Below are 13,661 nucleotides of genomic sequence, written 5' to 3'. Positions count from 1 at the left end.
TGACGTTTTCTATCGTTATTTTTTCTAATTTTAATGCGCTATGCCGAAAAAACCCTTCAATGCCGTTTTTTTCTATAGTTAAACCATCGGAGAAAATTAGAATACAACTTGATAAGAAAACCGCTTACTAAGAAAAATATATATACTATTGTTTTTATTATATAAGTGATAAATATCACTCAGTATCACGTAAGGATACTGCTGCCGTTTTCAAAAAAGTCAAAAATGCGAGTGAACTTCATTTTTAGGTGAATTTAAAGTCTATTTAGTGGAAAAGGTAATAGTAAATAATATTTTTAATGAAAAAATGGTAGATCACCTGAAATAATTCACCAAAACATTAAAATAATTTTACATAAGCCAAATTGATAGGATTTTATTAAAAAACAAAACATTTTATACCAAACTGTCTAGTTTAGATTTATAATCTGTATGGATGGTGTTAAGTGGAATTAAATTTCGGATATGGAATGTTTTTTAAACATTAGTTCTGTAAAATCTGGTAATACTTGACTGGCATCAAGTAACGTTTTTTCACCATTAATATTATTGTGACGTAACAAAATATGCGAATAACAAAAAAATTCATATATTATAATTACTTAAGTATAATGATTTGTAGTATATAATGAAATTTGACTTAGGTTAAATTATGTAGGATTATGTTTACAGTTTGGTATATTTTGTTCAGTTTGTAACCTCACAAAGATCATCAACAATAATGGAATATATCTATAAATATGAGATTAGGTAAAAATTTACCACTTTTTGCATGTTTACATTAATTAATCAATTAAAAACCAATAAAAATCAATAAAATAATTTTTTTAAAAATAAAAAATACCATAAAATAAAGCCCAGGAACATGTTGGCTATTTTTCATGCGGTTAGAATAGAGGATTTGTTTAAGCTGCATCGGTAACTCAAACGAAAAATATGCAGAGGTAGCCATAAAAACAGGGATGGCAGAAACAAGATGAGTATCAGAAAACAGAAACGGCAAATCAGGTGATAACAAATAGGCATACCGTGAACGGCAGTGGCTCCGTCAAGGCAAACCCTATTTTACGAACAACTAGCAGAGCAAAATCGAACTCATTCTAAGCTCCAGCAATTCTTCTTGATGACGTCATAATTTAATGATTAAAAAGGATAAGATATGAAAGATGCAAACCCATTAGTCGGACAACGTATTCAGATCAAAAGGAAAGAACTGGGTATCACTGCTACAGCATTAGCAAAGAGAATTGGCCTCAGTCAACAGCAACTTTCACGTTACGAAACAGGAGTGAATCGGATCAATCTAACTCATCTCGTTGATATTGCTAATATATTTAGCACACCAATTGAATGGTTTTTCCTGGATTGCAAACCAGACAAGAAAGAGGAAAATACTGTTAATAAAATTACGGATCAATATATTCCCATTGCCGAGACAATTATAGGCAAGAATGGCTGTTAAATGAGGCAAGATGAATTCGTCAGAAGCCTGTTGTGTTACTGATTTCAATTATTCCATTCAGGCTTCTTATTCTTGTCATGCCACTCTATATTGCGGCATTTCATGATCGAGAATGCCCCATTATATGCGATATATCGGTAATAAATCGCTTAATGGTGATCAACTCTTCTGGCGAATAGTTTTCCAACATTTGCAACCATCTTGCTTCTGCTTGCTGATGTAGTTTTTCATGAGCAGCAAAAATTTGTTTCCCTTCGTCAGTGAGACTGAAATAGGTCTCTTTCTGGTTATCTACCATTTTCAATCTTTCAACGATAGAGCGCTGAAGAAGTTTTGCACAGATTTTCGAGATCGCACCCTTAGTCATTCCCAGCGCTTGGCTGATATTTGTAATATTTAATAATACCGATTCTCCGATACACTGGATCACATGTAATTCAGACAGTGAATAGCCACTCAGCCCATATTCACGAAGTGTTTCTTCATTATTCCTTCTCTTAGCATCGTCTCTTAGATGTATCAAGTGGTTAACTGCGGCAAGGATCTCACGTTGGTGAACTATACTGTTATTCATTTACGACTTTTCCAAAATAATGTTTCCAAGGAAAATATTTTTGGCATCATAACAAAAAAAGCAGAAAAAGATCTTTACAAAATCTCCCTATTTATTAATCTCACACATTGTTTCCTTGGAAACAATGTGGAGAAAAAAAGATGAATAGATTTAACCTAAATCGTAATGTAAAAATGATCTTCTACCTAGTATGCTTCAGTGCTCTGTCAGGCTCTCTCGCACAAAATATTTATGCTCCTGTTATTCCTGCCATACAGGAATTATTTAATGCCCCTCTGCCTTTAGTAAACCTGACTGTATCAGCATTCACATTTGCTTTAGCTATTATGCAAATCGTGTATGGTCCATTAGCAGACAGTAAAGGCCGAAAAGCTATTTTACTTCCTGCTCTTACTATTTCCGTTATTGGATCTGTTGGTTGTGCAATGGCTTCCGATATTTATTGGCTGATTGCCTTTCGAATAGTTCAGGCTATTGGGATTGCCGCTATTCCTGTGATTACAGCGACAATTATTGGTGATCTGTATGAAGGGCAACATCGTGCCAAAGCCATCAGTACTTCTCAGATGTTGTTAACGCTGACGCCTGCTTTGGGGCCATTACTCGGCGGCTATTTAACCGAATTAAACGGATATGTTGCAATTTTCCAATTTGTTGCTGTTATTGGTGGGTTAATACTTATCAGTAATTTGCTTTGGTTGCCCGAAACTAAACCCGAAATTAAGCCAGAAAATAAGCCAGAAAATAAGCCAAAACAGTCAGCAAATACCAAAAGGGTGCTCTTGCAGTTCAGTCAGATTTTATCAGATCGCATCGCGCAATCCGTTTTCTGTATTGGCTTTATGCTGTTCTATTGTTATTTCTGCTTTTTGACTTTTTTACCCATCATCTTAAACAATGAATATGATTTCAGCCCTGCTGATATTGGTTGGATGTACATTCCCATTTCATTGGCAATGATTGTTGGCAACTATAGCTATCGTTTACTCCATCATCGGTTATCTAAGATAAATGGCCTGATTATCAGCAGTTTGCTAAATCTGGTTTTAGTCCTGTTATTTTCCATCACATATCAATTCGGCATTCCCACGGTAATCATTGTCACGGCTTTATACGGTTTCACTCTGGGAATATCGATACCTACACATGCCACTCTACTGCTAGCAACATTTGTGGAAGAACGGGCAACTGTGATTGGACTGTATAATTTTATTCGATATATGGGAATGGCTATTGGTCCAATGGTTGGCAGTTTCTTGTTATTCAATAACCGCTATGAATGGATATTTTTAATGGGAGCGTTGTTATTTGCGGTATCTATCGGTTTCACTACCATGATGACTCAACAGCACAGTAAACGGCGATAGCGCTCATAAAACAAGGAAGAAGACTACCAAATTAAAAAAACTAAAAAATGTAGTATTTAATGGGAAATAGCCCAAATCGCTGCAATATTCCGTGCCGTTACCTGCAAATTATCGGCACCATTGGCAAGGGCATCAGCAAGGGAACAAGCCTCCGGTATGATGGAAAAGACTGCATCCAGCCCATGTTGATGTACAACATGATAATCTCGGCTCATTCCCCCAACTAACGCAATGGTGGGAATGCCAAATTTTTTCGCAACGCGGGCAACACCAATGGGGGTTTTACCGTATATGGTCTGGCTATCCAGACGCCCCTCCCCCGTAATAACCAGATCCGCACCCTGAATCGCTTCTTCCAGTTGCAAGGTTTCAATAACAATCTCAATACCTGACTGTAATCTTGCCCCCAGACATCCCAATAAAGATGCGCCCATCCCTCCAGCCGCGCCAGCACCAGCAGCATCAATCACGCTTTTTCCCGTTAAGGATTCTATTTTCATACCATAATGACGCAATGCAGAGTCTAACGATTTAACCATCTCCGGTGTCGCGCCTTTTTGTGGGCCAAATACCGCTGATGCTCCCTGCTCACCACATAATGGGTTATTCACATCACAAGCCACGATAAGTTCAATTTGCCTGAGACGTGGATCAAGATGCGTTAAGTCAATACCTTCCAGCCGAGTTAATGCCGCACCGCCGAATGGCAGAATACGACTGTCACCATCTAATAAATTCGCACCAAGTGCATGCATCATACCTGCGCCACCATCGTTGGTTGCACTGCCTCCAATGCCTAAAATCAGTTTGTGTACCTCTTGTTCCAGCGCAGCCAAAATTAATTCTCCCGTTCCATAACTTGTCGTTATCAAAGGGTTACGTTGTTCTATTGGCACCAAATGCAAACCAGAAGCGGCAGCCATTTCAATCACCGCGGTTTTTCCATCGCCAAGCAAACCAAAGAATGCCTTAACAGGTTGCCCCAAAGGATCAGTGACAGTACATTCGATACGTTTTCCTCCGGTTGCAGCCACCAGTGATTCTACTGTCCCTTCTCCGCCATCAGCCATAGGCAGCTTGATATAGTCTGCTTGTGGATAAATTTCCTTAAATCCCCGCTCTATTGCCTGCGCCACCTGCAAGGCATTCAGGCTTTCCTTAAATGAATCAGGGGCAATCACAATTTTCATAATGGAATTTCCTCGGCTCTCTGACACTGATGGTTATTTTGCTGTTCACTGCTAACTATCTTGTGCGCATAAAAAAAGCGATAAACAAATTATCGCTTTTTAATCCAGAAAGTTTTACTCAGCTAAGAAATCACGCTTCAATCGCCAGTCGCAATTTCTTCATGGCATTTTTTTCTAGCTGTCGAACACGCTCAGCAGATACACCATATTTATCTGCCAATTCTTGCAAGGTAGTTTTATTGTCATCATCCAACCAACGAGAACGAATGATGTCTTGGCTACGTTCGTCCAGCCCTTCCATCGCTACAGAAAGTTTATCCGCAGCGTGAGTTTCCCAGTTATCTTCTTCAATGCCATCGGCAAAGTCAGAAGCCCTATCTTGCAAATACAGCACCGGAGCCACAGGATGACTATCAAGATTGTCATCATCAGAAGACATATCAAATGCCATATCCTGCGCTGACATACGGGATTCCATCTCTCGGACATCTTTGCTGGTCACGCCCAATTCTTTGGCAACCAGTTCAATTTCATCCTGATTGAACCATCCCAGACGTTGTTTAGCCTTGCGCAAATTAAAGAACAGTTTACGCTGCGCCTTTGTCGTTGCGACCTTCACAATACGCCAATTACGCAATACATATTCATGGATTTCTGCCTTAATCCAGTGAACAGCAAAAGAAACCAGACGCACACCCACTTCTGGATTAAATCGACGAACCGCTTTCATCAGGCCAATATTACCTTCCTGAATTAAATCCGCCTGTGGCAGACCATAACCGGCATAACTGCGGGCAACATGAACAACGAAGCGCAGGTGAGAAAGAATCAGCTTTTTCGCTGCATCCAGATCTCCCTGGTAATGCAGCCTTTCTGCCAGTTCCTTCTCTTCCTCTGCAGAAAGCATAGGATAAGCATTGGAAGCACGGATGTACCCTTCCAAACTACCTTGTGGAACTAATGCCAAAGTTTGCATTTCTTTTGTCATTCAAATTCTCTCAAAATTAGATCCAAATTGATGGCCTTTTTAGGTTTGCCTGAGTTAACCAATAAGGTTTATTCAAGCCAAAACGGCGTCTATTTTACCACCATCGAGATCATATTCAAATCGTCTCAGTTGTGTGGATATCAATACAAAACCATAACTGTGACTTTGACAACAATTAACCCCATCAGTTCACTGGCAAGTCCAGCAACACCTTTATTCCGGCCTAAAACGACGTAAATGCTGAATTGTCGCAAACCATGCAGCAATCCAGCCAATCATACCCGAAATAAGCACTAATAAGAGTGATTCATCCCACTCCAAACCATGCAATATAAAGCTTGTTCCAAAAATACTTGCCACTTCCGTGACTACATTGGAAAGTTTCCACACCAGCAGGGAGGAGAGGATCAGGGAGAATATTGCTCCCAAAATTCCCAATAAGGCTCCACCATGAAGAAAAGGACGCAAAATAAAACCATCCGTTGCCCCAATCAGCTTCATAACATTAATCGTCTCACGACGGCTAAAGATGCTCAGCCGGACACTATTACCAATGACCAAGAGCAGCGCAACCACCATCAAGATACCTATCACGGCAGCAATTCTGCCAACAAGGTTAGCCAATGCGGTCAAGCGGGCAAACCAGCTATCATCCATCCTGACGTCTTCAATGCCTTTAATCTGCGCAACTTGATCTTGCAATGTTGTTAGCGCCTGAGCGTCCTGAAAATTCAATTTAGGAGAGACTATAGCAACTGCCGGCAGCGGGTTTTCCTCCAGCAGATCTAGTGCGCTGGCAAAGCCTGACCATGCACGGAATTCGTTTACGGCTTCGTCACGGGAAAGGTAATTTACCGATTTCACGCCATCCATGCCTTTCAACTGATCAATTACCTGTTTGACGCTATTGTCATTCAATGACTTATCCAAATAAACCGTGAGTTGTGGGATCGGATACCACTGCATCACAGCTTGATCGACATTTTTCCAAACAATATAAAACACACTCGGCAAGGTCAGGGAAATAGCTATTACCATAACAGTCAGCAATGTTGCCAGTGGTTGGCGGAGCATATCGGACAGAGTACTTTTCCACGCATAACGCCACTGTACATGCCATCCCCCTTTTAGTGACTTGGATTTTGGGGACTGTATTTTTTTCGCTGAATGACGGACATGCTTAGCCATGATGTCCTCCTTGCATGCGTCCCTGATTTAGGGTCAAGATACGATAATGTCTTCGTTCAATGAGGGAAGTATCATGGGTAGCCATCAGAACCGTCACACCAACTCGGTTAAATTCTTCAAACAGACGCATGATCCCCTCTGATAATGCCCCATCCAAATTTCCCGTTGGTTCATCCGCCAACAAGACTGTTGGCTTATTCACCACTGCGCGGGCGATACCTACACGCTGTTGTTCTCCTCCAGAAAGCTGAATGGGGAAATTTTTCGCTTTGTCCAGTAAGCCGACCTTATCCAACGCCGCAGATACCCGTCGACGAATGTCTTCCGAACTTGCTCCTGAGATGATCAGCGGCATAGCGACATTCTCATATATGGTGCGATCCAAAAGCAGATGATGATCCTGAAAAATCATGCCGATCTGACGGCGTAGAAATGGGATTTCTCTGGATTTTAGTCGGCTGATGTCATGGCCAGAAAACCAAATATGGCCTGCGCTGGGGCGTTCGATACCACAGATAAGTTTTAAAAGAGTACTTTTACCGGCTCCTGAGTGACCGGTTAAAAATGCCATTTCTCCTGGAAGCAGGTGAAAATCCACCCCTTGCAGCGCCTGCCGCCCTCCCAGATAGGCTTTACTGACCTGTTCAAAGCGAATCATTGATAGTTAATCCTCTCGGGCAAAAAGAGCCTCAATAAAATCGTCTGCCTTAAATGGACGGAGATCTTCAATGCCTTCACCCACACCAATGTAGCGGATTGGGATCTCAAATTGGTCGGCAATCGCGAAAATAACTCCGCCTTTCGCAGTACCATCCAGTTTGGTCAGTGAAATACCCGTCAATCCCACAGCTTCATGGAATAGTTTAGCCTGACTTACGGCATTTTGACCTGTGCTTGCATCCAGAGTTAGCATAATTTCATGAGGAGCTTCTTCGTCCAGTTTTTTCATCACTCGAACGATTTTTTTCAGCTCTTCCATTAAATGAGATTTATTCTGCAAACGCCCTGCGGTATCTGCGATCAGGACATCAATACCTTTAGCTTTGGCTGACTGGATAGCGTCAAAAATCACTGAAGCTGAATCTGCACCCGTATGTTGGGAAATCACAGGGATTTTGTTGCGCTCTCCCCAAACCTGTAACTGTTCTACTGCGGCTGCTCGGAAGGTATCCCCAGCCGCCAGCATGACGGATTTGCCTTGAGAGTGATATTGACGTGCCAATTTACCAATCGTGGTCGTTTTACCAACACCATTCACTCCCACCATCAGAATGACATAAGGTGATTTGCCTTCGATCTCCAGCGGCTTATCAACTTTCGCCAGAATGGCTGACATCTCTTCTTTCAGTTTAGAATAAAGTGCCTCCGCATCTTTCAACTCTTTACGGCTGGCGTGCTCTGTCAGGTTAGTAATAATCTTACGGGTAGTTTCAACGCCCACATCTGCAATTAATAACTGTTCTTCCAGCTCTTCAAACAGATCATCATCAATTTTCTTGCCACGGAATAGTCCTAAGAAGCCGGAACCAAGATTTTGACGAGTTTTAACTAAGCTGCGTTTCAGACGAGCAAAGAATCCTTCTTTAGTTGGCCGCTCTTGTTCCTTAGGTAATGCCACCTGTTCTTCTGCCTGACGAGCCAACTCTTCCGCTAAACGTTGCTGCTCCGCTTCTTCCGCTAAACGCTGCTGCTCCGCTTCTTCTACCGCGCGACGAGCGGCTTCTTCCGCTAAACGCTGCTGCTCTGCTTCTTCTGCTGCGCGACGGGCGGCTTCTTCCGCTAAACGTTGCTGCTCCGCTTCTTCTGCTGCGCGACGGGCGGCTTCTTCCGCTAAACGTTGCTGCTCCGCTTCTTCTGCCGCGCGACGAGCGGCTTCTTCCGCTAAACGCTGCTGCTCTGCTTCTTCTGCTGCGCGACGGGCGGCTTCTTCCGCTAAACGCTGCTGCTCCGCTTCTTCTGCCGCGCGACAAGCGGCTTCTTCCGCTAAACGCTGCTGCTCCGCTTCTTCTGCTGCGCGACGGGCGGCTTCTTCCGCTAAACGCTGCTGCTCCGCTTCTTCTGCCGCGCGACGGGCGGCTTCTTCCGCTAAACTCGGTTGTTCCGCTTCTTCCGCAGCCACTCTTTCTTGTTCAGCTTGTTCCTCTTGCTGCTTCTTATCTTGACGACCAAGTCCAAACCAAGAGAAGAAACCTCTTTTTTTCTCTTTTGCCATCGGCCACTACACTCCTCGCGGTTAAGTTAGATAGGTGCTGTTATATCTACTGAGATAGGTTCTAACGATAATTAATCCAGTCTAACATTTTCATCACACCACAACACATATCTATAGAGGATTTCGTGGTAAATTAATCAATGGATATCTCCGTTTTCACTCACTTTTTGTCTTCGCCAGATATCATTTAACAGCGTCGGATGACAAATATTTAAGTTATGTAAATTATGACTAAAAAACCACAGAACGCGTCTTTGGGACAAATCCGCATTATTGGCGGAAAATGGCGCGGGAGAAAATTGCCGGTTCCTGATAGTGATGGCCTGCGTCCAACAACAGATCGCATCCGCGAGACACTTTTTAATTGGCTTATGCCAGTGGTTCAGGGTGCTCGTTGTCTGGATTGCTTTTCAGGTAGCGGAGCGCTCGGATTTGAGGCTTTATCTCGTTATGCAAGTCACGCTACCTTAATTGAATACGATCGCAATGTCGCGAAACAACTATCGGCTAACTTAGCCCTACTGAAAGCTGAAAATGCCGATGTAGTACAAGGTAATGCACTACAATACCTTAACGGCACCGGAACACCGTTTGATGTAGTTTTCCTCGATCCTCCATTCCGCAAGGGGATGTTGACTGAAACAATCAATTTATTGGAAGCCAATGGCTGGCTAGCAGAAGAGAGTTGGATTTATGTTGAGGCAGAAGCAGAATCTGCTGCGACAGAAGTTCCCCCAAACTGGCAACTGCATCGGGAAAAAACCGCCGGACAAGTTGCTTATCGGTTATATATTCGCCATCAGTAATCTGGTGTTTGAATGACTTAAACACGATTTTGGAGTCGATGATGTTTATTCTATTAGGAAGAGCGATCATGATCTTAGTTTGGGGTATCATGATCTTCAATTTGTTTCACCCATTCCCTAAGCCATTGAGATATTTTATGGATATTGCAATGGTATTTACGGTAATCATGCATGCTTTTCAGTTACTGCTGCTGAAAAACTCCCAGCCTAAAGATCAAAATCTGTCTGGTTTTCTCCAGACCAAGATCTTCTTTTTTGGTGTCTTTGAATTATTGTCTTGGCAGAAAAAACAACAAAAAGAGAAACAACGGGAGAAAAAATAACTTCACATACCCCGTGACTCATCTTATTTTCTTCCTTCGTCAATGAGTAATTAGCTTAATTTACTCATTGACGTTCTTTGTTTTTGATAATAAAACGTTAATTGTTCGTTAATAATGAATTAATATCGATAAATCAAGATATTCTTCGCACCAACCCCTCATAAATAAAATTGCCTGACAAAACAGGCTTTGAACTTTAAGGAAAGGAAAAATATGAGTTGGCCATTTCTTGCGGTGTTTTTTTCTGGGTGGTTATATATTGATGCTGCCTATCGTGGCACCAACTGGCAGCAATGGGTTTTCCGCCCTGTCACTATGCTGCTTCTATTATTATGGGCCTGTCAGGCACCCAATCTTGAGGTTTCAGGTTACCTTATCATTGCGGGGCTTCTTATTGCCCTGCTCTCTGATGCGCTTCGTATGCTTCCTAGTAAGTACCTACTCTTCTCATTTATCACGCTGTTCCTGAGTTACCTGTTATATACCATCAGTTTTGCCTTACATATGGGTTTCAGTTTCTTCTTCCCGCTGCCTGTGATCCTACTGGTCGTTGGCATTGTGGTCATACTGACAGTCTGGACTCGTCTGGATAATATGCGTTGGCGGGTGGTAGATAGCTTTGTTATGGCACTACTGATGGTTTGGGTTGCCGGAGAACAATATTTTTCCCTCAGCAACGACAGCCGATTTTCTGTCATTGCTGGCGCAATCCTGCTACTCCTCGCACACAGTATCAATATCATTGCCCAGTATCGCTTCCCTTTTAAACTGTCAAAAGCGATTGTTGCTACCTGTGGTTTTATCGGACATTTTTTGATTATTCGTTCACTCTTCCTATGATAGCTTACCCTTACTAACCAAGAGGTTGAAGCGCAAATAACATCAAGAGGAAGGACATTGATAATGAGACCTTATTTCTAAATAGCACAAATCATCAAAAGAATTCCTCTATTAAATTTGACTCTGGAGTTCACTCCAAAGTGTAGAGTTAATGCTAATGATTAAAATTAGCTCTCGTTAAGAGGTCGCCTATGTTAACCACGTCCAAAAAACATAAGCAATCACAGCACAATTCTTTATCTTTCCAGAAAGATGAACACCAAAATATCGCCAATAATGTAAGTGGGCATTCACATCAACATCACAGCCACGAGCATTCACATAACTCTCCTGCGACAAATCATAGCCATTCTTGTTGCTCTACTGGCACTGCGCATTCTCATGAAAGTAGCAGCGCACACTGTTCACACGATCATGCACATGCCATACGGGACAACGCTCTCATCGAATTAACAGCGAGACAGCGTTTTAATTGGACTATTCAGGGTATGGATTGCCCGAGCTGTGCAGGAAAGATCGAAAATGCCGTGAAAAAATTGCCAGAAGCCAAGCAGGTCAAGGTTCTGTTTGCAACAGAGAAACTGGTGGTCGATGCCGATACTGATATTCGTGCTGCTGTTGAACAAGCGGTAAAACAAGCCGGTTTTGAAATCAAGGAGGCAAGTTCGGCATCTAAATTGCCTCCAGAGGTCAATCACTGGAAGACTTTTTCCCCCATCTTGATTCTGGCCGTCTTGATGTTCGTTAGTTGGGGAATATCAAAAATCAATGCTCCCACAGGGCAGGTCGCTTTTATCATCACTACATTAATTGGGCTATATCCGGTAGCAACCAAAGCCATCAAGCTTATCCGTTCCGGCACACCTTTTGCCATTGAAACTTTGATGAGTGTTGCTGCCATTGGTGCCTTGTTTATTGATGCCACCGCAGAAGCGGCAATGGTTATTCTCCTGTTCAAATTGGGGGAAATCCTAGAATCCTATGCCGCCGGACGCGCACGTCGTGGCGTCAGTGCTTTGATGGCATTGGTACCTGAGCAAGCTTTACTGATTAAAGATGGAAAAAAGGAAACAGTGCCAGCGGCTGATCTGCGGCCAGGTGATATCATTGAAATCGCCCCAGGTGCTCGCTTACCTACCGATGCCGAACTACTCAGCCCATTTGCCAGTTTTGATGAAAGTGCCCTGACCGGTGAATCTGTTCCGGTTGAACGACAGCAAGGAGAGAAAATCGCCGCGGGTTGTCTTTCTGTCGATAGCGCTGTACAGATGAAAGTGATCTCGGAACCTGGTCACAGTGCCATTGACCGCATCCTGCAACTGATTGAAGAAGCAGAAGAACGCAGGGCACCGATTGAACGCTTTATCGACCGGTTCAGCCGCATCTACACGCCACTGATTATCTTGTTCTCAACATTGATGGTATTGATCCCACCACTGTTTTTTGCCGGCTCATGGGAAACTTGGATCTATCGTGGCCTGACTCTGCTGTTAATTGGTTGTCCTTGCGCTCTGGTCATTTCGACACCTGCCGCCATTACTTCCGCACTGGCCGCCGCAACCCGTCGCGGTTCCCTAATCAAAGGTGGGGCTGCCCTGGAACAACTTGGTTCAGTGCGCACAATTGCACTGGATAAAACCGGAACTTTAACCGAAGGAAAACCACAGGTTACTGAAATTGAGCCGGTAGACAATATCAGTGCAGAAACGTTGCTGGCACTGGCTGGTGCCGTAGAAAGTGGCTCCCATCACCCACTGGCAAAAGCTATTTTGCATGCCGCAGAAAATAGAGACGTGACAATTGTTGAAGCTGAACATCGTAAGGCACTTGCAGGAATTGGCGTAGAAGGGCAATTGTCGGGACAGAGAATTCTCGTCGCAGCCCCTGGAAGATTGTCGGAAAATACCTTGTCCGAGCAATGGAAACAGAGAGTCACTGAGCTGGAAAACAGTGGAAAAACAGCGGTTGCTGTCACTCGGAACGGGCAATTTATGGGACTGATAGCAATGCAAGATACCTTGCGTCAGGATGCCATAGACGCTATCCGTATCCTGAAAAAACAAGGTGTCGAGGCAATAATGCTAACAGGAGATAATCCCCGTGCAGCAGCAGCCATCGCGAATCGGCTGGGCATTGATTATCGCGCAGGATTGTTGCCTGAAGATAAAGTGAAAGCGCTCACAGAGTTGAACCAAAAACACCGCACCATGATGGTCGGCGATGGCATCAATGATGCCCCAGCCATGAAAGCCGCCAGTATCGGTGTTGCTATGGGCAGTGGTACTGATGTTGCTCTGGAAACAGCCGATGCTGCCCTGACGCATAATCGACTGACTGGTTTACCTGAAATTATCGCTTTGTCTCGAACAACCCATTATAACATCCGTCAAAATATCACCATTGCGTTAGGTTTAAAGGCGATATTTCTTATTACGAGCCTACTGGGTATTACCGGACTATGGATGGCGGTACTGGCCGATTCGGGAGCTACTGCATTAGTAACAGCAAACGCAGTTCGGCTACTGAGGAATAAAACGCAGAAATAATACATGAAACAAATCGAAAAGGTGCATGTTAATACTCTGCACCTTTTCAAAATTATCATGAATGACATAAGATTGCTATTAAAGGAAAAAGAAATATGGCATCCAGCGAGGTGATAAATTGACCAAACGCCATATCTGAAGCCTAGCACAGTCCATTTTTTCTGC

12 protein-coding genes are annotated in these 13,661 nt (G+C 43.1%); 6 read left to right on the top strand and 6 right to left on the bottom strand.

Translation table 11 applies throughout. From position 1 onward, the window contains the following. The first annotated feature begins 1,159 nt into the window (after positions 1 to 1,159). Positions 1,160 to 1,462, top strand: coding sequence for a helix-turn-helix domain-containing protein (locus Xish_RS09845; protein WP_099117716.1), 303 nt, complete (start codon positions 1,160 to 1,162; stop codon positions 1,460 to 1,462). Between the two features lie 100 nt (positions 1,463 to 1,562). Here Xish_RS09845 and Xish_RS09840 read toward each other — a convergent pair whose 3' ends face one another. Continuing rightward, a complete protein-coding gene (locus Xish_RS09840) occupies positions 1,563 to 2,036 on the bottom strand; it encodes a MarR family transcriptional regulator (protein WP_099117715.1) in 474 nt (157 codons plus the stop codon). A 140-nt stretch (positions 2,037 to 2,176) separates the two neighbouring features. Here Xish_RS09840 and Xish_RS09835 point away from each other — a divergent pair, with 140 nt between their 5' ends. Beyond that, a complete protein-coding gene (locus tag Xish_RS09835; RefSeq protein WP_099117714.1) occupies positions 2,177 to 3,403 on the top strand; it encodes an MFS transporter in 1,227 nt (408 codons plus the stop codon). A gap of 56 nt (positions 3,404 to 3,459) precedes the next feature. Here Xish_RS09835 and Xish_RS09830 read toward each other — a convergent pair whose 3' ends face one another. From Xish_RS09830 to ftsY, 5 genes are all read right to left on the bottom strand, one after another. Continuing rightward, a complete protein-coding gene (locus tag Xish_RS09830; protein ID WP_099117713.1) occupies positions 3,460 to 4,593 on the bottom strand; it encodes a glycerate kinase in 1,134 nt (377 codons plus the stop codon). A gap of 130 nt (positions 4,594 to 4,723) precedes the next feature. Beyond that, positions 4,724 to 5,581, bottom strand: coding sequence for an RNA polymerase sigma factor RpoH (gene rpoH / locus Xish_RS09825; RefSeq protein ID WP_099117712.1), 858 nt, complete (start codon positions 5,579 to 5,581; stop codon positions 4,724 to 4,726). Between the two features lie 213 nt (positions 5,582 to 5,794). After that, the gene (gene ftsX / locus Xish_RS09820) at positions 5,795 to 6,769 is read right to left on the bottom strand and encodes a permease-like cell division protein FtsX (RefSeq protein ID WP_099117711.1); all 975 of its coding nucleotides are present in this window, start codon (positions 6,767 to 6,769) and stop codon (positions 5,795 to 5,797) included. Next, positions 6,762 to 7,427, bottom strand: coding sequence for a cell division ATP-binding protein FtsE (gene ftsE / locus Xish_RS09815; protein WP_099117710.1), 666 nt, complete (start codon positions 7,425 to 7,427; stop codon positions 6,762 to 6,764). Before ftsE ends, ftsX begins: the two co-directional genes overlap by 8 nt. Positions 7,428 to 7,433: 6 nt before the next feature. Next, positions 7,434 to 8,981 (bottom strand): signal recognition particle-docking protein FtsY, encoded by a 1,548-nt coding sequence (gene ftsY, locus Xish_RS09810; protein WP_099117709.1) that lies wholly within the window; start codon positions 8,979 to 8,981, stop codon positions 7,434 to 7,436. A gap of 227 nt (positions 8,982 to 9,208) precedes the next feature. Here ftsY and rsmD point away from each other — a divergent pair, with 227 nt between their 5' ends. The 4 genes from rsmD (at position 9,209) to Xish_RS09790 (ending at position 13,496) form a co-directional block, all read left to right on the top strand. Then, entirely contained in the window at positions 9,209 to 9,787 is a 579-nt protein-coding gene (rsmD, locus tag Xish_RS09805; RefSeq protein ID WP_099117708.1) for a 16S rRNA (guanine(966)-N(2))-methyltransferase, read from the top strand. Positions 9,788 to 9,828: 41 nt separating this feature from the next. Further along, positions 9,829 to 10,110 (top strand): DUF1145 family protein, encoded by a 282-nt coding sequence (locus Xish_RS09800; protein WP_099117707.1) that lies wholly within the window; start codon positions 9,829 to 9,831, stop codon positions 10,108 to 10,110. Between the two features lie 213 nt (positions 10,111 to 10,323). Beyond that, positions 10,324 to 10,950, top strand: coding sequence for a lysoplasmalogenase (locus Xish_RS09795; protein ID WP_099117706.1), 627 nt, complete (start codon positions 10,324 to 10,326; stop codon positions 10,948 to 10,950). A gap of 191 nt (positions 10,951 to 11,141) precedes the next feature. Continuing rightward, positions 11,142 to 13,496, top strand: coding sequence for a zinc/cadmium/mercury/lead-transporting ATPase (locus tag Xish_RS09790; RefSeq protein WP_099117705.1), 2,355 nt, complete (start codon positions 11,142 to 11,144; stop codon positions 13,494 to 13,496). Positions 13,497 to 13,661: the final 165 nt, after the last annotated feature.

Source organism: Xenorhabdus ishibashii, assembly GCF_002632755.1.
In the GTDB taxonomy this organism is placed as follows: domain Bacteria; phylum Pseudomonadota; class Gammaproteobacteria; order Enterobacterales; family Enterobacteriaceae; genus Xenorhabdus; species Xenorhabdus ishibashii.
Note: the sequence above shows the minus strand (reverse complement) of the source record. Positions and strands in the feature narration are given on the sequence as shown.